The organism is Klebsiella scottii (assembly GCF_036561945.1).
GTDB lineage: Bacteria > Pseudomonadota > Gammaproteobacteria > Enterobacterales > Enterobacteriaceae > Klebsiella > Klebsiella scottii.
Genome location: NZ_JARXNI010000019.1, coordinates 797,402 through 819,326 on the forward strand (window position 1 = coordinate 797,402; position 21,925 = coordinate 819,326).

Below are 21,925 nucleotides of genomic sequence, written 5' to 3' on the forward strand. Positions count from 1 at the left end.
TATTTCAGACGCTTTTCGTACTGATAATACGGGACAGTCATCGTGTTCCATCCGGGTCAAAATCATGACATAGCTCAGTAAGTGCGATGTTTTCTGGAATGGGTAACAAGGTTAACTGGAATCAGGGAAATTGTCCCGCAGGAATGCAGGTACAAAACAGCTGCAGGGCATGTGCGGTGCGGGCTCTTAGGGATTCACCTAATGACGCCGGTCGTTCCCGATGGCGCATTTAAGGCGGGCTGGCGCCGAAAGATGCGCCGCCGGGGCGCTATGGGGGCGGTAAAGCCAGAAAAAACAACGAGCCTTAACAAATGGTCATACTTCACCTCCGCGAATAGCACATAAAGTGCAACAATTATTCTTGCACTTAATTTAGCGCCTCCCTACAATCCCCGCGATAGTGTACTCGTAATTGATACATATTTTGTGGCGATGAGCGACACAAATGGCCTTCAGCCAGCCCGGACAAAGGAAGTGGCGCAGCGTCCCCCGCAGCGTCTTGTTCGGCGGCAACAACAACCAGCGGAATAAAAATAATGAGCCTGCAAAAACCTTGGGTTAACTTTCATCGGCGTTTGTTGGGGACGGCGCTGCTCGCGGCGCTGCTTGCCGGATGCGACAACGGCATCGCGCAAAATGCCGCCCCTCAGGCGCCTGCCGTCAGCGCAGCCGACGTGGTGGTCAAACCCGTCAGCCAGTGGGATAGCTTTAACGGCCGAATCGAAGCGGTAGAGAGCGTCCAGCTGCGTCCGCGCGTCTCCGGCTATATCGATAAAGTGAACTACACCGATGGCCAGGAAGTGAAAAAAGGCGAGGTGCTGTTCACCATCGACGACAGAACCTACCGCGCCGCGCTCGAACAGGCGCAGGCGGAGCTCTCGCGCAGCAAAACCCAGGCCAGCCTGGCCCGCAGCGAAGCCGGCCGTACCGACAAGCTGGTGAACACCAACGTGGTCTCCCGAGAAGAGTGGGAGCAGCGGCGTTCGGCCGCCGTTCAGGCGCAGGCCGATATGCGGGCGGCGCAGGCGGCGGTTGACGCGGCGCAGCTGAATCTTGATTTTACCAAAGTGACCGCGCCTATCGACGGCCGCGCCAGCCGCGCGCTGATCACCAGCGGCAACCTCGTCACCGCAGGCGACAGCGCCAGCGTGCTCACTACTCTGGTGTCGCAGAAGACGGTTTACGTCTACTTTGACGTGGATGAATCAACCTATCTCCACTACCAAAACCTTGCCCGCAGCGGGCAGGGGGCGTCCAGCAGTCATCTGGCCCTGCCGGTGGAAATTGGCCTGGTCGGAGAGGAGGGCTATCCCCATCAGGGCAAGGTGGATTTCCTCGACAATCAGCTCACCCCGAGTACCGGTACGATCCGCATGCGCGCGGTGCTGGATAACGCCCAGCGCCTGTTTACGCCGGGACTGTTCGCCCGTGTGCGCCTGCCGGGCAGCGCCGAATTCAACGCCATGCTGATTGACGACAAGGCGGTATTAACCGATCAGGATCGAAAATACGTTTATATCGTTGATAAAGATGGTAAAGCGCAGCGTCGGGATATCACGCCTGGCCGCCTGGCGGCGGGCCTGCGCATCGTGCAGCAGGGGCTCAACCCCGGCGATAAAGTCATCGTAGACGGCTTACAAAAAGTGTTTATGCCGGGCATGCCGGTTAACGCGAAAACCGTCGCCATGACCGCCAGCACCGCCCTTAACTGATCCCTTACCAGAGAATCCGTCGTATGGACTTTTCCCGCTTTTTTATCGACAGGCCGATTTTTGCCGCGGTGCTGTCGATTTTGATTTTCGTCACCGGATTGATCGCGATTCCGCTGCTACCGGTCAGCGAATATCCTGACGTCGTGCCGCCGAGCGTGCAGGTGCGCGCGGAGTATCCGGGCGCCAACCCGAAGGTTATCGCGGAAACCGTGGCCACGCCGCTGGAAGAAGCGATCAACGGCGTTGAAAACATGATGTACATGAAATCCGTCGCCGGTTCCGACGGCGTGCTGGTCACCACCGTGACCTTCCGCCCGGGCACCGATCCCGACCAGGCGCAGGTTCAGGTGCAAAACCGGGTATCGCAGGCCGAAGCCCGCCTGCCTGAGGACGTACGCCGCCTCGGGATCACCACCCAGAAGCAGTCCCCTACGCTAACGCTGGTGGTGCATCTGTTCTCGCCCGGTGGCAAGTACGATTCGCTGTATATGCGCAACTACGCCACGCTGAAGGTGAAGGATGAGCTGGCGCGCCTGCCCGGCGTCGGGCAGATTCAGATTTTTGGCTCCGGCGAATACGCCATGCGCGTCTGGCTGGACCCCAATAAGGTGGCGGCGCGCGGCCTGACCGCTTCTGACGTCGTCGCGGCGATGCAGGAGCAAAACGTACAGGTTTCCGCCGGCCAGCTCGGCGCCGAGCCGCTGCCGAAAGAGAGCGATTTCCTGATCTCGATTAACGCCCAGGGGCGCCTGCATACCGAGGAGGAGTTCGGCAATATCATCCTCAAAACGGCCCAGGACGGATCGGTGGTGCGCCTGCACGACGTGGCGCGCGTTGAGATGGGCTCCGGCAGCTACGCCCTGCGCTCGCAGCTGAATAATAAAGACGCGGTCGGGATTGGTATCTTCCAGTCGCCGGGGGCGAACGCCATCGACCTCTCTAACGCCGTACGCGCGAAGATGAGCGAGCTGTCGACGCGCTTCCCGGAGGATATGAAGTGGGCGGCGCCGTACGACCCAACGGTCTTCGTGCGCGACTCGATCCGCGCGGTGGTGCAAACCCTGCTGGAAGCGGTGGTGCTGGTCGTGCTGGTGGTGATTCTGTTCCTGCAAACCTGGCGCGCGTCGATCATCCCGCTGATTGCCGTGCCGGTGTCGGTGGTGGGGACGTTCAGCATCCTCTACCTGCTTGGTTTCTCGCTGAATACCCTGAGCCTGTTCGGGCTGGTGCTCGCCATCGGGATCGTGGTGGATGACGCCATCGTGGTGGTGGAGAACGTCGAGCGTAATATTGAAGAGGGGCTGGCTCCTCTGCAGGCGGCGCATCAGGCGATGCGCGAGGTTTCCGGGCCGATTATTGCTATCGCCCTGGTGCTGTGCGCGGTATTCGTACCGATGGCCTTCCTCTCCGGCGTCACCGGGCAGTTCTACAAGCAGTTTGCGGTAACTATCGCTATTTCGACGGTGATCTCGGCGATTAACTCGCTGACGCTCTCTCCGGCGCTGGCGGCGCTGCTGCTGAAGCCGCACGGCGCGCCGAAAGATATGCCGACCCGGCTTATCGACAGACTGTTCGGCTGGCTGTTCCGACCGTTTAACCGCTTCTTCAACCGCAGCTCCCACGGCTATCAGGGACTGGTAGCGAAAACCCTGGGCCGACGCGGGGCGGTGTTCCTGGTTTATGTGCTGCTGCTTTGCGCCGCCGGGGTGATGTTTAAAGCCGTGCCCGGTGGATTTATTCCGACCCAGGATAAGCTGTATCTGATTGGCGGCGTGAAGATGCCGGAAGGCGCTTCGCTGGCGCGAACCGACGCGATGATCCGCAAAATGAGCGAAATCGGCATGAACACCGAAGGCGTGGATTATGCGGTGGCGTTCCCGGGACTCAACGCGTTGCAGTTTACCAATACGCCGAACACAGGTACGGTCTTCTTCGGCCTGAAGCCGTTCGATCAGCGTACGCATACCGCGGCGGAAATTAACGCCGAGATTAACGCTAAAATCGCGCAGCTCCAGCAGGGGTTCGGCTTCTCGATCCTGCCGCCGCCGATTCTGGGACTGGGCCAGGGTTCCGGCTACTCGCTTTATATCCAGGACCGGGCCGGGCTGGGCTACGGCGCGCTGCAAACTGCGGTTAATACCATGTCGGGGGCGATTATGCAGACGCCGGGAATGCACTTCCCGATCTCCACCTATCAGGCCAACGTTCCGCAGCTGGATGTGCAGGTGGATCGCGATAAGGCCAAGGCTCAGGGCGTGTCGCTGACCGATCTGTTCGGGACGCTGCAGACCTATCTGGGATCGTCCTACGTGAACGATTTTAACCAGTTTGGCCGCACCTGGCGCGTGATGGCCCAGGCCGACGGGCCGTTCCGCGACAGCGTGGAGGATATCGGTAATTTACGCACCCGTAACAACCAGGGCGAGATGGTGCCGATCGGCAGCATGGTGAATATCACCACCACCTACGGGCCCGATCCGGTGATCCGCTACAACGGCTATCCGGCGGCGGATCTTATCGGTGATGCCGATCCCCGCGTGCTGTCGTCCGCTCAGGCAATGACGACGCTGGCCGGGATGTCTAAGCAGGTGCTGCCGAACGGGATGAATATTGAATGGACGGACCTCAGCTACCAGCAGGCCACTCAGGGCAACACGGCCATGATCGTCTTCCCGGTCGCGGTGCTGCTGGCGTTCCTGGTGCTGGCGGCGCTGTATGAAAGCTGGACGCTGCCGCTGGCGGTGATCCTGATCGTGCCGATGACCCTGCTATCCGCTCTGTTCGGGGTCTGGTTAACCGGCGGCGATAATAACGTGTTCGTGCAGGTGGGGCTGGTGGTGCTGATGGGGCTGGCCTGTAAGAACGCCATCCTGATCGTCGAGTTCGCCCGCGAGCTGGAGATGCAGGGGAAAGGGATTATCGAGGCCGCGCTGGAGGCCTGCCGCCTGCGTCTGCGCCCGATTGTGATGACCTCGATTGCCTTTATCGCCGGGACTATCCCGCTGATTCTGGGCCACGGAGCGGGGGCTGAGGTTCGCGGCGTTACCGGGATCACGGTGTTCTCCGGGATGCTAGGGGTGACGCTGTTCGGCCTGTTCCTGACGCCGGTGTTTTACGTTACGCTGCGTAAGTTCGTGACGCGCGGCAAGCCGGTAGCGGAGGTTCAGCCCTCCTGACCCAACCTTCATAGCATAAAAAAACCGCCTTCACTGAAGGCGGTTTTTTACTATTTAAGGGAGCCGGAGCGCCGGATTTAGTGCGCTTTTTTGGCGAGAGCGTCAGCTTCGGGCAGCGGCAGGCAGCCGCTGATATCGCCTTTTTTGACCTTTTCCAGCGCGCTCGCCACGGTATGGCGAGCCAGCACGTTCAGCGATGCCTGTTCGGCTTCGTCGGCGATGGACTTGAAGTACCAGCAGGCGTTGGCGCTGACCACGCAGCGGGCCGGGACGTCAGGGCGCGAAGCCCACAGCTTTTTGTCTTCAATCACGGAGACGTAGATATCGCGCAGGGTAATTTTATCAGCCGGGCGGCCAAGGTGGATGGATCCGTTGCGCCCCAGCGTCGAGACGATAATGCCGTCGCGCGTGAGGGGAACCATCAGTTTACGGATAAAGCTCGGATTGGCTTCCAGGCCATAGGCGAGGATCGCGCTGGTCGAACGTTCACCCAACTGCTCCGCCATCGCTACGCTGAGAACCATCTGCAAAGCTGTCGGGAAGCGGTAATCTAGCATTTCATCTTCCTGGGTCGCGGTGAATATTATTCTTTTTGGCACCGCAGAGGTGAGTGATCAATAAGCACAATATAACAAATAAGGCGACTTTTTAGAAGGAATCCCCGTCGGGGAGGGCACGTAAAGTCCATTTTCACCGTGGGCCTTTAGCGGGTGGGGTGTGTAAGCACACCCACTTTAGTTCCACGCACTTTTTGAGAGTTCCGGTTTATCAGCCATCAGCCGGTACTCTTCCGGCGTCAGGTTATTCAGGGACTCATGAGGTCGCTCGCTGTTATATTCCATCAACCAGCGCTCAGTAATTTCCCGTGCTTCATTCAGTGTTCTGAACAGATAAAAATCCAGGATTTCTGTCCGGTACGTCCGGTTAAAACGCTCGATAAAGGCATTCTGCGTTGGTTTTCCCGGCTTGATAAATTCCAGCATCACGCCATGCTCCTCTGCCCACTGTGCCAGTGCCAGAGAGACCAGTTCTGGTCCATTATCCATCCGCATCTTCAGTGGATAACCGCGGTTTGCCACTATCCTGTCCAGCACTCTGATCACCCGCTTCGCCGGGATATTCAGGTCGATTTCTATCGCCAGTGTTTCACGGTTAAAGTCATCCACTACATTAGAAGGTCCGGAAGCGTCTGCCGCAAATCAGCGCATCATGCATAAAATCGATGGACCAGCTCTGGTTTAACGTCTCCGGCGTGGCCAGTGGTGCCGGGTTACGCACTGGCAGACGCTGCTTTCCCCTGCGACGAAAATTCAGTTTCAGCAGGCAGTAAATCCGGTGAACGCGTTTATAGTTCCAGGTGTGCCCCTGCCTGCGCAGAAGCTGGAACAGCTTCTTAAAACCGTATCGCGGATAGCGCTCCGCCAGCTCAGTCAGTGCCTAGATCACCCGTTCATTGTGCCAGGTATCGGGCTCGTAAAAATAAACCGTCCTGCTCAGCGATAACGTCCTGCATGCCTGACGTACACTCATCGAAAACACCTCTTTCAGATAGCTGGCGAGTTCACGCTTTATCGCTGGTTTTAAAGCTTTTTTCGATGACATCTTTTAGTGCGCGATTTTCCAGACTCAGGTCGGCAAACATCTGTTTGAGGCGGCGGTTTTCGTCCCCAAGATCTTTTATCTTTTTGATATCAGAGGCTTCCATCCCACCGTACTTTGCTTTCCAGTTGTAGTACGAGGCTTCAGAAATTCCTGCTTCGCGGCAGACATCCTTGACGGCACGTCCGGCTTCAACAGACTTCAGGACAGCGATGATCTGGTGCTCAGTGAATCGGGCTTTACGCATGGCGATCTCCTCAGGGGACATAATCAGTATGTCGGAAGATCTCTAAAAGTGAATGGTTCGTTTAAGCGGGATACTTACAGCGGGGAAAGCATTGCGCGCAGTGGTGGCAAATAAAAAAATTTTGTTATCGTAAATATGCGCAAGAGACTAGTTTCTACAACTCGGGGTTGATATCTTACATGTCAAAAGGATATCAGATGAGGAGTGTATAAATGGCCAGGCCGTTACCACTGAGTAAAGATTTAATAGTGTGTGTTCCTAGCAATTACTCTAATACCTTGAGAGGCAAGTTTTTCGAGAACTTTTGTGCGGACATACTCCGCCGACAATCGTATAGAATTGATGGCATGGAAGTCAGAAAGTCTGGTATGGAAATTGATATTCAGGCTACTCATACGCCATCAAATGAAAAGTTGTATGTAGAGTGTAAGTTCATGCAGCAAAAAGTTGATTCATCAGTGGTTGATTTGGCGTTTTCTCAATCATTTAGATTGAAAGTTAAAAAGATCGCACTTTTTTCAATTTCTGATTTGGGTAAAGATGCTCAGTCAACGCTTGAGGATTATAGACTTGATGAACGCATAGATTATTCTTTTTTTGATAAAAAAGAAATTCTTTTATCTATACTTGCAACAGGTAAAATAGAGGATGTTCCAACTGATGATATTCCGGCAAAATATACAAGTGCAACTCTTTTAGTTCATCCTGAAATAGAAATGACTTGGCTATTGCAAGAAGTTGAAAATGGCAGCCCTATAAGATTAGTTCCATTCGTTATAAACAAAAACAATAAAATGCCAAGTGTTATCCGCATAAGTGATATAATAAAGGAACAAGGGCTTTTTGAAGGGTTGGAAGTAACTGATTTTTATATATTAACTGAGCCAGAACAAAAAAAAACGACTTCAAAATTATCTGAGGGCTATGAAAGGGAAATAGTAAGTGAAATAATACTTGCTGACGATTTTATGGATTATAAACCATGCCAGCCGAAAGACTTTGTTGGAAGGGAATATATACAGAAAGAAGTTTGGGATTACCTCGAGAGTGTTAGAGGTAATAGCTCACAAAGTAGAGTTCTGTCGCTTATAGGTGGTTCAGGAAACGGAAAGTCATCTTTAATAGCAAGGCTATCTTCCAGATTTAAAAACCAAAAATGGAAAAATAAATTCTTCCTTACTCCTGTCGATGTTCGCTCTGCTAGAGGCGGACGTTTTGTTGCAGAAGCAGTTGTAAAAGCTTTCAACAGTGCAATCAAAGAAGGTTTTATAGAATATGAAAAATCATTCATAATTGAAAGTGTGACAGATATTATAGGGTCTGAGAGCGTTCAGGAATGTTTAAAATATCTTTCTGAACATGATAAGGTACTGACCATTTTCTTTGACCAGTTCGAAGAAGTTTTTATGAAAGAGGAACTATTCGGCTTATTTAAAGAGTTTGAACGATTTGCACTCGATGTCTCTGCGTTACAAAGCAATTTAGTAGTCGGGTTTTCATGGAGGAATGGTATTACCTTAGGGGATGAAAATCCAGCATATTCAATGTGGAATCGTCTCAAAGACTATCGGGTTGAAAAGAAATTAGAGCCTTTCGATCTCAAAGACTCATCTAAATTAATTAGCAGTTTCGAGTTAAATACAGGGTTTAAATTAAATAAGCCTTTGCGTACGCGTCTTATTCAGCAGGCTCAAGGTTATCCATGGTTATTGAAGAAGCTTTGTATCCATGTATTTAAAAAGCTAAAAGGTGGTATCTCGCAGGATCAAATGCTTGTAAGTCAACTACAGATCTCAAATTTATTCCATGAGGATTTAGATAGGCCTGAAAAACAAAATTCATGTTTAAAATTTGTGGCAAAAAATTCTCCTGTTAGTCAATATGAAGTAACTAAAGAATTTGGGAGTGATACTGTTTTAGAGCTAATTTCAGATAGAATGGTGATTAAAACAGGTGAGAAGTTATCAGTGTACTGGGACGTTTTTCGAGATTATTTGAAAGGAAATGATCTTCCTGTTATTCCATGGTCATATATGCCATCAACCTCTCCGAAAATGATTTTATTAATTCTTGATGTTGTAAATTCATTCAAAACTCTTAGCTTGGATGAGTTGCAAACTAAGCTCGATTATAGTCGAGGAACATTAATAAATGTTTTAATGGACTTACAATATTTTGTTCTTATAGACAGAGATTCAAATGGCAATATAGTTTGCAGGCAGGCTATTACAAATGTGCCAGAGTTTCTTCGTGAACATTTTAAAAGTCATAGTGTTTTATTGGAATTGGCAGAGGGTATTGTTGATGCCGATTTAAGACGAGTTCCTCTCGATAAGTATGAATCCATAATATCCCAGACATATAAGAATAAAGATGGTGGCTATCCAAGATCTTATAGTTCACGATTACTGGCTTGGTTGCAATATACGGGGCTGATATCAGTTATCGGGCAATCTGCAGTTATATATGATGGTGAGTTGTTTTCCCCTGCTTTTGGAGTGATTGATCTCGCTAAAAGAGGTGCTCGTAATAGAAGAGGATCACTTTTCTTAGCTGCTACTACGCCGGAAAAAACACTCGAAGTTGCCGAGTATCTGTGTGCCAATAAAAAAATGAGCCATTCTTTTATCCAAGAGAATAAACATAGAAATGCAGTGCAGGATTTAATTGCCTTAGGGTTTTGTTCTCGACAAGATGATGGTGTAGTGATAAGTAATAAAATAGAAGTTATATTGGAAAATATCAGTCTCAAAAGGGCTTTGGCTAGGTTAGTCACTGAAGCTCCAGCTATTAAAATATTAAATGTCTATGTGAATAAATTTGGTGTTGATGATAAGAAAATGATGGGAGTAGCACTAGCAAAAGAGCTTGAGAGGAAGTGGACACCTGCATCTACTACTAGGTATACTTATGCATTAATGAGATACCGAAATTTCTCATTAGAAACTTTATAATTATAAGGTCATAGGGCGAAAGCCCTATGACCTTACTTTTACCCCCCACCATGACATCAATTCTCTGCGTTGTTCTAAATAAATAGAACGATTGTAAGCCCTCCGTACTTCATTTTTATCTATATGCGCTAAAGCAGATTCTATAATGTCTGAATTAAAACCAGCCTCGTTCAATGCTGTGCTAGATATAGAATGAAGTCCATGAGCAACAAGTTTCCCACCATAACCCATTCGCTTTAAAGCCGCATTAGCAGTCTGGCTATTCATTGGTTGTTTAGGGGCATTTCTGCTTGGGAATATATGCTCACGATGTGCACTAATAGGTTTCATTACCTCTAGAATATCTAATGCTTGAGGGGATAAAGGAACAATGTGCTCTCGCTTAGCCTTCATCCGTTCGGCAGGAATCGTCCAGAGCTTCGTATCGAGATCGATCTCTATCCATCGAGCACCAGAAGCCTCCGATGGCCACACAAGAGTAAGGAGCTGCCATTCAATCAGGCAACGAGTCGGAACAGAGAGATTCGACATCACCAGAGAACGCATTAGCTTTGGCAATTCTTCTGGCCGAAGAGTAGGCATGTTCTGCTTTTTGGGTTTATCAAAAGCCATACCAACACCTGATGCCGGATTAGCATCAATCAGGCCTGTGTTAACTGCATAAATCATTATTTCATTTATACGCTGCACCAGTCGGCGAACTGTCTCCAGAGCACCGCGCGCTTTTATGGACTCCAGTGCTTCAACAATCGTTCTGGCTTTAACATCCTGTACTGGTATTGCGCCGATCGCCGGGAACACGTCTTTATCTAATGATCGCCAAATGTCTTTCGCATAATCCTCTGTGACGCTCTTCCTTTTAATCTGGAACCAGTTGGCGGCCACAGTTGAGAAAATGCTATCCATCTCTATCTGACGTTGTTCTGACGCTTGCTCCTGCTGATGCTGTGGATCAATGTGGACTGACCCCACCCTGGTAGACGATCCTGCCCTATATACGCCGGTTTAATAAAAAACATATAACCTCAATGTATATGGCATTTAAAACAATGTGTTATGTCAATGTAAATTAAGCATCCTTACTGCGACAAAGACACCCGTTACATAACTAACGGTCTTCGCCACAATAATCTGGGTAGCTAGCTGCTACACATTACACACTGAATAGATATTATGAAATCACCTTATGAATTAACCGAAAAAGAATTTGAGTCTTTGGTACATATAGCCGAAAAGAAATATAGATCCCGAATTGAGAATTATATCCTTCGTCGCTCACTTGCAGTGGTATATGATTTCTTGGAAAAGTATAATCGTATATTCGCTTTGTTTGTTGTCCTGAGATTTGCTCAGTCTCATGCTCCCGGTGAACCTGATTTGCCACGGTGCTTTCAGAAAGATGACGAGAAGCTATCACCCGTGCCTTAGATTCCCTGAAAAGCCAGTTGAGAGCAGTACACAAACGCTCAGGTAGGGCTGGTGAGCCTGCACGATTTGCTTATGTCTGGGCCAGAGAACGTGATACCAGTGAACATCACCACTACCATGTTGTTTTGCTGTTCGACAGAGATATCTACGGCTATCTGGGGGATTATACTAAGAGTGTTGCAGATAATATGGGTACCCGGATACAGAAAGCCTGGTGTAGTGCGATTGGGCTTGATTATTTCGACTATGCTTATCTCCCGCACTTTCCGAAGAACCATAGCGCTTGGTTTTCCCGATCTGATACCTTGGCATTACGTCCTGATTATCATAACTTTCTGCTACGATTGGCATACTTGGCAAAAGAGTATAGTAAAGATTTCCATGATGGTAATCGAAACTTTGGTACAAGCTAGCACATAGTTTAACTATTTTATAAAAAAAGTAAGGAGCTTAAAGCTCCTTACTTTATCTGCACTTTAGTGCATGTCCGACATGACGCAGATGTGGCACAAAACTTCCCCTAATCAGCCGCGCGGATACCTTATACACCATTGATGTGGAACCTATAGACGTTTAGCAATTAGTACATTGGAGGCACATCATTATTATGTGTATCTATTATTTTCTTAATTCATTCATAGCCTATGTGAAAGATAATTTTCAACAAGACCACAATAAGCTCTCAAGTGCCCTTGAGCATTAACAATCATATATTCATCTAATAATCGTCTAATTTCAGCCTTAGTACGACGCCTTCCTGATTTGCATGAAAGTTTTGAACGCAACCACTTTATAACTTGCAATCTATTGCCTACATGCCGGGCCTTGTTAAGGTTGAGTACTGTATTTAGTTGTACCGAAAAAACTGCATCAGTTGAATATATTTTTCCTTGCCCACCGTACTGTATTATTGTGCTAATTCTATCCTGTGGGCAACTAGGGTTAAATTTCAGGGGGCTATTCCCTTTACGGCTATCGCAGGTCTGATTAACCCCTTTCTCCCCTTCATCTCCCTTGCAACAACCTAGCAAATTTGAATAATCAAGCTGAAGTGCTGGGTTGTCGGATTGGCATGCCCAATGTTCAACTTTCATATTATCTATTGCAATTCGACTCATGCAGTAAGCGCAAAGATGCCCCTGCTCCTTCAAAAGGGATAATTTTATCGCATGCTTTACCGGGGTAAAATCATGCCCGTCGTATACTCCACCTGCTGCACGATACATGGTAAGTGAACGAGGCTCATTTCCTTTATTTATACCTCTCATTCTTCATCCCACCCCTGAATTTCTATATCGAGTTTAGCACCAATAAATTCTGGGATCTCTCCATTGAGCTCTATTTCCATTTCAGAAATATTTGATTTCGCTTCTTCAAATTTTCCATTAGCTATTAGCAAAAATATTTTATCAATTCTTTCCTGAACTTCTGGAGAGCGATCTAAATCAGTAATCCCAGTTTTCATTATTTCATTGAGAACTTGGTTTGATGTCAGACCATAGGACTGTTTAGGTGATGAACAGTTGAATTTATTATTGTCATCTCTGCCGAGCATGAATATTTTATCGTATGTAACCTCACTAATAATTTGAGGTGAGTGTGTTGATACAATAAATTGACAGTTTGGAAAAACATTGCTTAACTTACTCAATATACTTCTTTGCCATTCCGGATGAAGGTGTAGATCTATTTCATCAATCAAGATGATCCCGGAAGAAAGTAAAGGGTTTTCTGATAAAGGGTTAAGTATTATCATTCTTCTACAGATGTCAAGAACCAATGCGAGTAAAGATTTTTCACCCTGAGATAGTTGAAGCACATTGATTTTTATATTATTTTTTTCAACTGAAATATGTAATGTTGGTTTTAGCTCAATTCTTAAGTATCTGAAATCACCCATGAAAATTGACACTGCATTATTTATTATTTGTTGTGTCCTTTTTGCACTGCTACTTTCTTTTCCTCCTTGACGAGCCTTGTTAATTAAATCATTCAATAAATCTCGAGGATCTTCATCCGATTCTGCTAGTTTTTCAAGAGAGTCAAGCATTGACAGATGAGCATGAGTAATGTTTTTATCTTCGTGCTTAACTAAATCATCGAGACGTTTATACCAGCGGAAGAATCCTTTAAAATCAGCTTTACCTGCAAGAGCATTAGTATAACCATCGAAACGATTAGGAATCTCTATAGAAGATGTTTCATCAAATTCCGCCACATCTTTTGAATGTATATCAGTCGCACGTGTTACACCATAGTAAGCTAAGATTGGTAGTTCGAATTGCTCATCTTTCTCGCAAGCTAGTTTGTATAAATTACCTAATTTAGTAAAGTCATTGTAATAACTTTTTTTATTTACAACACTTCCATCCTCAACTTCGCACAATTCGAGTTTTGAACTGTAATTTTTTCTCAGCTTAATTTCAGTAATAATTGAGCTATAACCATCATTGTTCTCAAGGGTTATATCAGACTTATCAATATCCTTACCTTTCCCACCTTTGTGTACTATCCGTTGTATAAGCCAACTAAGGCTTTGAGAGATAGCATCCAACACAGTAGTTTTACCTGCGCCGTTATTACCAACTAATACTTGGATTTTATTGCTGGTGAGGTTTAAGCTAAGGCGATCTACAATTCTAAAATTAAGAATGGATATGTGAGATAATTCAATGTGTTGCTGTCGAAACTGCTTTAATGCCAAATCAAGATATTCATTTGCCTTATTACTATTCTTCTCCAAAAATTTTCCGCTATTATAGTTGGAATATAATTCGTAGGACGCATTGATATCTCCCTTCTGAGAGTTAGATATGAGTTTGATAAATTTTTTATTTTTTATAGGTTCCATCTTCCTTCCTCAGTTTAATTATTTCTAAGATGATTTCTTGAGAATATTTCTTGGACATTCGGGTTCTGAACTCAGGTTCAATGTAAATGGCAAATGATAACAAGCCTTGAAGATAATAGGTCATTTCGGGTTCAAGTAAGCCTAATTTATATTTATGAATTAGAGAGGAAATAAATCTCTTACGCTCTCGCCCTACTGATAGTGTGCCTTTAGTGGTCAGTGTAATTCCTGTTATATGGCGATTATGGGCTCGAGAAGTAAATACTGTCTTACGTTCATTTAATGTTATTCTATTGTGATAGTTCTTATTGAGAAAAGTTCTTACTTCATCAGGTAAACTAAACAAAATGTTTTTATGTTGAGTGGAAAACGTAAGATCATCTGCATAACGAGAATAAATAATCTCGCGTTGCTCACAAAGGCTGCTGAATGTTTCGTCAAAGAGATACATTACGATATTAGAAATTAGTGGCGAACTAGGAGCTCCAACACTTAAAGAAAGCCTACCTGACTGGCTTTTAGCTTTATTCCAAAATAAACTTTTTGTTAGGACTCTTTCCTCGGCAATAGATAAAGTGTACCCATTCCATGCACATGCCATTAAGAGCAGATCTGGTGTGATACTGTTGAAGAAATCTGTAAAATCTAATTTGAGGATATATGGGTTATTAGAATGCAAGGCTGCATTATGTTTAATTCCCCAACCTTTTTTATAGGCTACGGCGCTCTTATGGATTAAAAAATTGGATTCCAAAATATCAATCAGACTATGTTGAAAAGTCTTCAGCTCACTTGATGGATGCGCGATGATTCTCTCCCCACCATTACGCTTGGGGATACTGTACACTTTATATCGGTTAGGCGCGTTAAAGAGGAAGCTATCAATTTGTCTGCGATTACGGGATTGTATTTCGGTCAGTTTCGCATAAAGGTTGAGGCGCATCCTAAGTCCTTGAATAATCATAGACACATGCAGAAAAAAATGTGGCAAACTGCATATCCAGTTTGCCACTGCCCTTTACTAAAGGATGCGGTAGTTGTTCTCCGCAGCCGCGAAGTTTACAAGCGGCTGCGGAGAACAACTACCGCAACCACGAAACTTAACAATAAGTTAGAGTCTGGCTAATCACCCGACTAGACGTAATCGTCTGAACGCTAAAGGACACCCCAAGTTTACTGTATTGGTTACTTCACATCAACGCCCCAATCTGTAGCAGGAATGAGGCCCTAGCCCTTCGTATCATCATTTGTTACTTGTGCTGCTTGTAACATCCGCTTCTAACACGAACCACATTGGCAAATTCGATTGTAATTTATCTACGAAACCTGCAGAGCAGGGTTGAGTCATTGCGCTTTAACCCGGAAAAAAACCAATGAAACTAGTCCAGCTGGAACCTTAACCCACAAGTTTGAACTCCTTTTTCTCGGCTTCAACAATACATCCGCTGTCGGCCTTGCTTACAAAACCAGCCTACCACTGCATCATCGGACGACGTTGCTCAAGGTAATCGCTTCGGTTGTAAGCTCGACGTACCTCATTTTTGTCTACATGAGCCAGTGCTGCTTCAATGACATCAGGCGGAAATCCTTCCTCATTGAGTGCCGTACTGGCGATAGAACGTAAGCCGTGTGAAACGAGTACGCCTCCTAAACCAGCGCGCTTGAGTGCTGCATTCACTGTCTGGCTGTTCATCGGCTGGGTTGGTTTGATGCGACTGGGAAAGATAAACTCTCGGCCACCACTGAGTGACTTCATCATTTCCAGAACAGAGAGGGACTCATCAGATAATGGAACCGTATGGTCCCGGTTCATCTTCATTCGAGCAGCAGGAATTTTCCACTCGTTGGCATCAAAATCGATCTCATCCCATCGAGCTTCAGCGGCTTCGGCAGGGCGGGTGATGGTGAGAAGTTGCCACATGAACAGGCATCTTGTGGACAAGCTTATACTTGCCGTACGCATAGTCTGCATTAATTGTGGAAGCTGATCCGGGTGGATGCTTGGCATGTTTTTCTTCTGCGGTTTCTAGAATGCTTTCCCGGTGTTTACGCTGGGAACCGCATCAATCAGGCCTGTATTCTGCGCATAAATCATGACTTCGTTAATACGCTGACAAAGGCGGCGCACAGTCTCTAATGCACCTCTGGCCTGAACCGGCTGAACTGCTTTAACCAGAGTATGAGCCTTAATCTCAGTCACACTGATATCACCGATTGCCGGGAAAACATCTTTCTCAAGCGAGCGCCAGATATCGTCGGCATAGTCCTCTGTTACGCTGGCTTTCTTCACATTCCACCAACGCTCGGCAACTAACAGGAAAGTGTTGGTTTTAGCCTCTTGAGAATTTCTTACCTGTTCTTTCTGATGTTCCTGAGGATCAATGTCTTTCGCCAACAAAACTCGAGATTCAGCTCTGAGTTTACGCGCATCAGAAAGTGAGACGGCAGGGTAGGCACCGAAGCTCTGTTTGGTTCGCTGTTTTGTCAGCGGTCGATAGTAACGGAACTGCCAGAGCTTACTACCACTGGACTTGATTAATAGAGTAAGCCCGTCACCATCATACAGCTGGTAATCGGCATCTTTAGGTTTGGCGGCTTTGATTTCCGTATCGGTTAACGGCTTGGTTTTTCTTGCCATGGGGGAGTCTCCATGCGTTTAGGCCCAACAAAAACAATAGAGCTTTTCGTTGGGCCTATCAATGGGCCTAAAAGGTTCGGATTTAATCAGTTCTCTTCGGACTTCGCGGGACAAATTGCAGACACAAAAAAGCCCGCAGGGCTTGCGCCGTGCGGGCTCTTAGGACTTCATCGGATGACTCTGGTAATCACCGATGGAGAATTTTGGTGGAGCTGGCGGGAGTTGAACCCGCGTCCGAAATTCCTACATCCTCGGCACTACATGCTTAGTCAGTCTTTACATTCGCCTGGCACCTGCGGACAGACACGCCACTACCAGACTAGCCTGATTAGTTTTAACGCTTCAACCCCAGGCAGGGTATTCACGCGATCTCTTTTGGGTTTGACCTCTCTTTGATCCCCGTCTTAAGAGCGGAAGCTAGGGAGAGAGGGCTCAGAGCAGGTTATTAAGCTGCTAAAGCGTAGTTTTCGTCGTTTGCGACTATTTTTTTGCGGCTTTTTACGAGGCCAACCGCCCCTCGGCATGCACCTTGGGTTTCGCGAATCCCGTCGAATCCAGAATCAGCCCCAATGTGTTAGAACAAGTATAACAGATTTATGAACAGGCTTACCAGCCCCCGTGCGGTGGTTTATGGCGCCAGGTTGGGTAAAAAAGCAGCATCAACAACGATATAGCACAAGGGCCAGCTTAGCTGGCCCTTAGAGGAGGAGATTAGCGTCCGGCGTGTTTCATAATGCGCGCTTTATCGACCGCCCATTCACGGTCTTTCAGATCGGTACGCTTGTCGTGTTGTTTCTTACCTTTCGCTACGCCGATTTTGACTTTGCACCAGGCGTTTTTCCAGTACAGCGACAGGGCAACGACGGTATAACCTTCCCGGTTAATACGACCGTATAGCGCATCGAGCTCGCGCTGATTCAGCAGCAGCTTACGGGTGCGCGTCGGGTCACAGACGTAGTGGGTCGAAGCCACGGCCATTGGCGTAAAGTTGGCACCAAACAGATAGGCTTCGCCGTCCTTCAGGATCACGTAGCTATCGCCGATGTTGGCTTTGCCGGCGCGCAGAGATTTGACTTCCCACCCTTGCAGGGCAAGACCCGCCTCGTATTCATCTTCGATAAAGTATTCATGACGGGCGCGTTTATTCAGCGCAATGGTGGCTGATCCAGGTTTGTGTGCTTTTTTCTTAGTCATAGTGTCCTGAAGTCATCGCTTATCTTATACATAGTTACCTCAATCCATCCTGCGAGGTGTAACGCGTTATCTTAGCACGAGTTGTGGCACAGCGTTTTTTTTAGCAGCAGATAAATGATATTATTTGCGCCGTGTTTAAATGTGGAACTTGCTATGCCTCAGATTAGCCGTACCGCGCTGGTGCCGTTCAGCGTGGAGCAGATGTATCAACTCGTAAACGATGTGAAGTCCTACCCTGATTTTTTGCCAGGCTGCACCGGTAGCCGCGTGCTGGAGTCCGGACCGACGCAGATGATGGCGGCGGTTGATGTGTCCAAGGCAGGCATCAGCAAGACTTTCACAACGCGGAATACGTTAACCAGCAACCAGAGCATCCTGATGAGTCTGGTCGATGGTCCGTTTAAATCGCTTATTGGCGGCTGGCGGTTTATTCCGCTGAGTCCGGATGCGTGCAAAATCGAATTCCACCTCGATTTTGAATTCACCAACAAGCTGATTGAAATGGCGTTTGGCCGCATTTTTAAAGAGCTGGCGCTCAATATGGTGCAGGCGTTTACCACCCGGGCGAAAGAGGTTTATCGTGTCGGCTAAAATCGTCGTTGAAGTCGCCTATGCTTTGCCTGAAAAGCAGTATTTGCAAAGCGTAAGGCTGGAGGAGGGGGCGACGGTCGAACAGGCGATTATTGCCAGCGGGCTTCTGGCGCTACGCGACGATATAAATCTGGCGAAAAACAAGGTGGGAATTTATAGCCGCCCGGCCAAACTGCACGATGAAGTCCATGATGGCGACCGGGTGGAGATTTACCGGCCGCTCATTGCCGACCCGAAAGAGCTACGGCGCCAGAGGGCAGAGAAAAAGAACGACGAGAAGTAGGGCTGGCTGGCATAAAAAAAGCGCTCATTGAGCGCTTTTTGCGTTTCCGGAGCGGTATGGCTACCGCCGCCTGTGCATTACTCTTTGGTCAGAGCCGGTTTGTTATCAATGTTGGTTAACACACCGCTGTTGTTAAAGGTCAGAGTGAGGGTCTGCTGGGTAATGTTTTCATGCCCAGGCTGCTGACGGAAAACGTAGAACCAGGTGTTAGTGCCAAACGGATCCGACATCATTGGAGTACCCAGAGCATAAGCAACCTGCTGTTGCGTCATGCCGACACGAATTTTTGCTACATCGTTAGGTGCCAGATAGTTACCCTGGTTGATGTCAGGACGGTAAACCACTCGTTCCAGAGTGGAACAGCCTGCGGTCAACATAAGAAGAACCGCTGCGGCAGCAGTCAGCGTTTTACAGCGCATAGTGATTTGATTCCTTTTCGGGCCCGAGCAGTACGTGGCTCATCTGTAATATGCCGATAATAATAGACCTTTGCCCAGTTGGAAACCTTCGACTGCAGGTCTTGCGGCAATTTGCTGTTCACTATGACTCTGCGGAAATCAAAAAGTTTATGCCGCGAGCAACTCTTTCGCGTTCGCCAGCGTGTTGCGCGTGACTTCGCTACCGCCCAGCAGGCGGGCCAGCTCCTGCAGACGCGCGCGTTTATCCAGCGGATGCATGTGGGTTTCGGTCATCTCACCATCGGTCTCTTTGCAGACGATGAAGTGGTGATGACCGCAGCCAGCTACCTGCGGCAGGTGGGTGACGCACATTACCTGGGTCGATTCCCCCAGCTGGCGCAGCAGCTTGCCGACCACGGCGGCCGTCGGGCCGCTGATGCCGACATCGACTTCATCGAAAATCAGGGCCGGCGTTTCCATCTTCCGTGCGGTAATGACCTGAATCGCCAGCGCAATACGGGATAGCTCGCCGCCGGAGGCCACTTTAGCAATAGGCTGCAGCGGCTGGCCGGGGTTGGTGGTCACGCGAAACTCGATGCGATCCGCGCCTTCGGCAGTCAGATGACGCTCATCAAAGACGATGTCGATGGCAAACACCCCGTGAGGCATGGAAAGTGAGTGCATACTCTCAGTGATCAGCCGGGTCAGCTCATCGGCGCTGCGCTGCCGCGCGGCGTGCAGCTGCCGGGCCGTTTCCAGCGCCAGCTGGTGATGTTCAACCACCGTCTGGCTGAGCGACTCCAGCGAGCCTGCGCTGTCGTCCAGCAGGCGCTGTTCTTCTAACAGCGCCTGATAGAACGCCGGCAGCTCTTCCGGCGTAATTTGATGCTTGCGGGCGAGGGAAATCTGCCGCGAGATACGCTGCTCCAGTTCGAACAGGCGGTTCGGGTCGAGATCCAGACGGTCGTTATAATGGCGCAGCTCGTCGGTTGCCTCGCTTAGCTGAATTGACGCTTCTTCCAGCATATCCAGCACGCTGGATAGCTTGCTGTCCATGCCGATCAGCTCGCCCACCAGCTGCTTAGCTGCGTAGAGCTGGCTTTGCAGGTTCGCTTCTTCGCCGTCCGCCATCACCGTCAGCGCATGCTGACAGGTGCTCAGCAGCTGGCCGCTGTTGGCAAGACGCCTGTACTCTTCGTCGATTTGTTCGAATTCACCCTGCTGCGGGCAGAACTCGTTTAGCTCTTTTAGCTGATACTGCAGCAGGTCGGCGCGAGCGGCGCGTTCCTGACTCTGCTGCTGATGCTGCGCCAGCTCGCGGCAGCTCTGGTGCCACTGGCGATAATGCCCGCCCATGAGCTGAGTAAGCGCATACTCACCGGTATAACCATCGAGCAGCGTTTTTTGGTGTTCTGGCTTGGTTAGCAGCTGGTGCGCGTGCTGGCCGTGGATCTGGATAAGCAGCTGACCGAGCTCGCGAAGCTGGGAGAGGGGAACGGCGGTACCGTTAATGAAGCCGCGCGAACGGCCGTCGGTGCTGATGACGCGGCGAAGTAAACACTCACGTCCGCTTTCCAGCTGGTTCTCTTCCAGCCAGCGCTGCGCCGCGGGCGTATCTTTTAACGCGAAGCGCGCGCACAGGTCTGCGCGGCTGGCGCCTCTTCGCACCATATCAGCTTCCGCTCTGCCGCCAAGGCACAGCCCAAGCGCATCGATGGCTATCGATTTCCCCGCACCGGTTTCCCCGGTGATGGCGGTCATGCCGCTGTGAAAATCGATCTCCAGTTCACGAACGATAGCAAAATTACTGATGGTGAGTTGCGCCAACATAGCTGCCTTCCTGTATGAAAAACCATTACTGTGTTTTCGTACAGTATAGACTGGTTTTTTATCCAGTAAAGAGGCAGATTATAAAATCAGAATAATTTTTTCGACCATCCGAGCTTGGTGCTCAATGTATTGAAATAGCTGTAATCTTTCGGGTGAATAAGATTCAGGTGGTAGTCGCAGCGATGGATTAAGACATCTTCACCGTCCTGAATCGGCAGGGCTATCTGGCTGTCGCAGCTGATCTCAAGGTCGCTGCAGCGCTGGGAAAAGCGCAGGCGAATGGTGCTGTCGCCGTTAATGACCAGCGGGCGGGCCGAGAGCGTATGCGGGAACATCGGCACCAGGGTGATGGCATCGAGCGAAGGCGTCAGAATGGGGCCTCCGGCGGACAGCGAGTAGGCTGTTGAGCCCGTCGGGGTGGAGATAATCAGGCCGTCGGAGCGCTGGGAGAAGGCAAAAACCTCGTCGATATAGACCTCGAACTCGATCATGTGCGCGACCTTGCCCGGATGCAGAACCACTTCGTTAATTGCCGTGCTAATGCGTTTCTGACAATCCTGCTGGCATACCTGGGCTTCCAGAAGAAAGCGTTTTTCGGCGATATAGTGGCCTTCAAGCACGTCGGCAAGCTGCTGCAGCGCGTTATCCGGGTCGAGGTCGGTCAGAAAACCGAGATTGCCGCGGTTGATGCCGATGACCTGAATATCATACCGCGCCAGGGTGCGCGCGGCGCCGAGCATGTTGCCATCACCGCCAACGACGACCGCCAGATCCGCCTGTTGGCCAATTTCCGCCAGCGTTCCCGTTTTGACGTTGCTAAGCTGTAGCTCATGGGCGATCTGTTGTTCGACCAGAACTTCGTAGCCTTTACTGCACAGCCAGCGCCAGAGCATTTCATGTGTGGTCAGCGCGGTCGGGTGACGAGGGTGCCCCACAATGCCTATACACTTGAAATGGTTCTTCATGTTCTGGATGTCCTTGCGTTAAATGAATGATGACAATCTGACTGCTTCCCTTGAAACCC

General features: G+C 48.9%; 16 protein-coding genes, 1 other RNA gene and 2 pseudogenes. 7 read left to right on the forward strand and 12 right to left on the reverse strand.

Annotation, left to right across the window (positions count from 1 at the left end; all coding sequences use genetic code 11):
* The first annotated feature begins 536 nt into the window (after positions 1 to 536).
* On the forward strand, positions 537 to 1,712 hold the full coding sequence (oqxA, locus tag QFI97_RS07565) for a multidrug efflux RND transporter periplasmic adaptor subunit OqxA (protein WP_095098194.1): 1,176 nt from the start codon (positions 537 to 539) through the stop codon (positions 1,710 to 1,712).
* A gap of 23 nt (positions 1,713 to 1,735) precedes the next feature.
* On the forward strand, positions 1,736 to 4,888 hold the full coding sequence (gene oqxB / locus QFI97_RS07570) for a multidrug efflux RND transporter permease subunit OqxB (protein WP_346430840.1): 3,153 nt from the start codon (positions 1,736 to 1,738) through the stop codon (positions 4,886 to 4,888).
* A 77-nt stretch (positions 4,889 to 4,965) separates the two neighbouring features.
* Here oqxB and oqxR read toward each other — a convergent pair whose 3' ends face one another.
* Both oqxR and QFI97_RS07580 read right to left on the reverse strand, forming a co-directional pair.
* Positions 4,966 to 5,445 (reverse strand): efflux pump transcriptional repressor OqxR, encoded by a 480-nt coding sequence (gene oqxR / locus QFI97_RS07575; RefSeq protein WP_331833892.1) that lies wholly within the window; start codon positions 5,443 to 5,445, stop codon positions 4,966 to 4,968.
* A gap of 177 nt (positions 5,446 to 5,622) precedes the next feature.
* Positions 5,623 to 6,734, reverse strand: a pseudogene (locus tag QFI97_RS07580) (IS3 family transposase).
* A 212-nt stretch (positions 6,735 to 6,946) separates the two neighbouring features.
* Here QFI97_RS07580 and QFI97_RS07585 point away from each other — a divergent pair.
* On the forward strand, positions 6,947 to 9,688 hold the full coding sequence (locus tag QFI97_RS07585; RefSeq protein WP_346430841.1) for an nSTAND1 domain-containing NTPase: 2,742 nt from the start codon (positions 6,947 to 6,949) through the stop codon (positions 9,686 to 9,688).
* 24 nt (positions 9,689 to 9,712) lie between these two features.
* Here QFI97_RS07585 and QFI97_RS07590 read toward each other — a convergent pair whose 3' ends face one another.
* Entirely contained in the window at positions 9,713 to 10,660 is a 948-nt protein-coding gene (locus tag QFI97_RS07590; RefSeq protein WP_346430842.1) for an integrase domain-containing protein, read from the reverse strand.
* A gap of 201 nt (positions 10,661 to 10,861) precedes the next feature.
* Here QFI97_RS07590 and QFI97_RS23580 point away from each other — a divergent pair, with 201 nt between their 5' ends.
* Positions 10,862 to 11,116, forward strand: coding sequence for a YagK/YfjJ domain-containing protein (locus QFI97_RS23580; protein ID WP_499843337.1), 255 nt, complete (start codon positions 10,862 to 10,864; stop codon positions 11,114 to 11,116).
* A gap of 17 nt (positions 11,117 to 11,133) precedes the next feature.
* Complete coding sequence (locus tag QFI97_RS07595) at positions 11,134 to 11,529, forward strand: inovirus Gp2 family protein (protein WP_346430843.1); 396 nt, start codon at positions 11,134 to 11,136, stop codon at positions 11,527 to 11,529.
* 222 nt (positions 11,530 to 11,751) lie between these two features.
* Here the strand turns inward: QFI97_RS07595 and QFI97_RS07600 are convergent, their stop codons facing one another.
* The 6 genes and pseudogenes from QFI97_RS07600 to smpB form a co-directional block, all read right to left on the reverse strand.
* A complete protein-coding gene (locus QFI97_RS07600; protein ID WP_164096922.1) occupies positions 11,752 to 12,384 on the reverse strand; it encodes a retron system putative HNH endonuclease in 633 nt (210 codons plus the stop codon).
* On the reverse strand, positions 12,381 to 13,967 hold the full coding sequence (locus tag QFI97_RS07605; protein ID WP_346430844.1) for an AAA family ATPase: 1,587 nt from the start codon (positions 13,965 to 13,967) through the stop codon (positions 12,381 to 12,383). The genes QFI97_RS07600 and QFI97_RS07605 overlap by 4 nt, the downstream gene beginning before the upstream one ends.
* Complete coding sequence (locus QFI97_RS07610) at positions 13,948 to 14,910, reverse strand: retron St85 family RNA-directed DNA polymerase (protein WP_346430845.1); 963 nt, start codon at positions 14,908 to 14,910, stop codon at positions 13,948 to 13,950. The genes QFI97_RS07605 and QFI97_RS07610 overlap by 20 nt, the downstream gene beginning before the upstream one ends.
* Before the next feature lie 453 nt (positions 14,911 to 15,363).
* A pseudogene (locus QFI97_RS07615) lies at positions 15,364 to 16,605 on the reverse strand (integrase).
* 204 nt (positions 16,606 to 16,809) lie between these two features.
* Positions 16,810 to 17,173: a transfer-messenger RNA gene (ssrA, locus tag QFI97_RS07620) on the reverse strand.
* Between the two features lie 143 nt (positions 17,174 to 17,316).
* The gene (gene smpB, locus QFI97_RS07625; RefSeq protein ID WP_045855711.1) at positions 17,317 to 17,799 is read right to left on the reverse strand and encodes an SsrA-binding protein SmpB; all 483 of its coding nucleotides are present in this window, start codon (positions 17,797 to 17,799) and stop codon (positions 17,317 to 17,319) included.
* Positions 17,800 to 17,952: 153 nt separating this feature from the next.
* Here smpB and QFI97_RS07630 point away from each other — a divergent pair, with 153 nt between their 5' ends.
* A complete protein-coding gene (locus QFI97_RS07630) occupies positions 17,953 to 18,390 on the forward strand; it encodes a type II toxin-antitoxin system RatA family toxin (RefSeq protein WP_198389073.1) in 438 nt (145 codons plus the stop codon).
* Positions 18,380 to 18,673 (forward strand): RnfH family protein, encoded by a 294-nt coding sequence (locus QFI97_RS07635; RefSeq protein WP_095105683.1) that lies wholly within the window; start codon positions 18,380 to 18,382, stop codon positions 18,671 to 18,673. Before QFI97_RS07630 ends, QFI97_RS07635 begins: the two co-directional genes overlap by 11 nt.
* A 77-nt stretch (positions 18,674 to 18,750) precedes the next feature.
* Here QFI97_RS07635 and bamE read toward each other — a convergent pair whose 3' ends face one another.
* From bamE to nadK, 3 genes are all read right to left on the reverse strand, one after another.
* Positions 18,751 to 19,092, reverse strand: coding sequence for an outer membrane protein assembly factor BamE (gene bamE, locus QFI97_RS07640; protein WP_095105682.1), 342 nt, complete (start codon positions 19,090 to 19,092; stop codon positions 18,751 to 18,753).
* 147 nt (positions 19,093 to 19,239) lie between these two features.
* Positions 19,240 to 20,901, reverse strand: coding sequence for a DNA repair protein RecN (gene recN, locus QFI97_RS07645; RefSeq protein ID WP_095105681.1), 1,662 nt, complete (start codon positions 20,899 to 20,901; stop codon positions 19,240 to 19,242).
* An 86-nt stretch (positions 20,902 to 20,987) separates the two neighbouring features.
* A complete protein-coding gene (nadK, locus tag QFI97_RS07650) occupies positions 20,988 to 21,866 on the reverse strand; it encodes an NAD(+) kinase (protein WP_041146796.1) in 879 nt (292 codons plus the stop codon).
* Between the last annotated feature and the right edge of the window lie 59 nt (positions 21,867 to 21,925).

Excerpts from the sequence above, each read along its gene's own strand:
- QFI97_RS07605 (WP_346430844.1), bottom strand. The coding sequence starts at position 13,967 with ATGGAACCTATAAAAAATAAAAAATTTATCAAACTCATATCTAACTCT.
- oqxA (WP_095098194.1), top strand. The coding sequence starts at position 537 with ATGAGCCTGCAAAAACCTTGGGTTAACTTTCATCGGCGTTTGTTGGGG.
- recN (WP_095105681.1), bottom strand. The coding sequence starts at position 20,901 with ATGTTGGCGCAACTCACCATCAGTAATTTTGCTATCGTTCGTGAACTG.
- QFI97_RS07610 (WP_346430845.1), bottom strand. The coding sequence starts at position 14,910 with ATGCGCCTCAACCTTTATGCGAAACTGACCGAAATACAATCCCGTAAT.
- smpB (WP_045855711.1), bottom strand. The coding sequence starts at position 17,799 with ATGACTAAGAAAAAAGCACACAAACCTGGATCAGCCACCATTGCGCTG.
- QFI97_RS07630 (WP_198389073.1), top strand. The coding sequence starts at position 17,953 with ATGCCTCAGATTAGCCGTACCGCGCTGGTGCCGTTCAGCGTGGAGCAG.
- oqxB (WP_346430840.1), top strand. The coding sequence starts at position 1,736 with ATGGACTTTTCCCGCTTTTTTATCGACAGGCCGATTTTTGCCGCGGTG.
- QFI97_RS07585 (WP_346430841.1), top strand. The coding sequence starts at position 6,947 with ATGGCCAGGCCGTTACCACTGAGTAAAGATTTAATAGTGTGTGTTCCT.
- QFI97_RS23580 (WP_499843337.1), top strand. The coding sequence starts at position 10,862 with ATGAAATCACCTTATGAATTAACCGAAAAAGAATTTGAGTCTTTGGTA.
- bamE (WP_095105682.1), bottom strand. The coding sequence starts at position 19,092 with ATGCGCTGTAAAACGCTGACTGCTGCCGCAGCGGTTCTTCTTATGTTG.
- oqxR (WP_331833892.1), bottom strand. The coding sequence starts at position 5,445 with ATGCTAGATTACCGCTTCCCGACAGCTTTGCAGATGGTTCTCAGCGTA.
- QFI97_RS07600 (WP_164096922.1), bottom strand. The coding sequence starts at position 12,384 with ATGAGAGGTATAAATAAAGGAAATGAGCCTCGTTCACTTACCATGTAT.
- nadK (WP_041146796.1), bottom strand. The coding sequence starts at position 21,866 with ATGAAGAACCATTTCAAGTGTATAGGCATTGTGGGGCACCCTCGTCAC.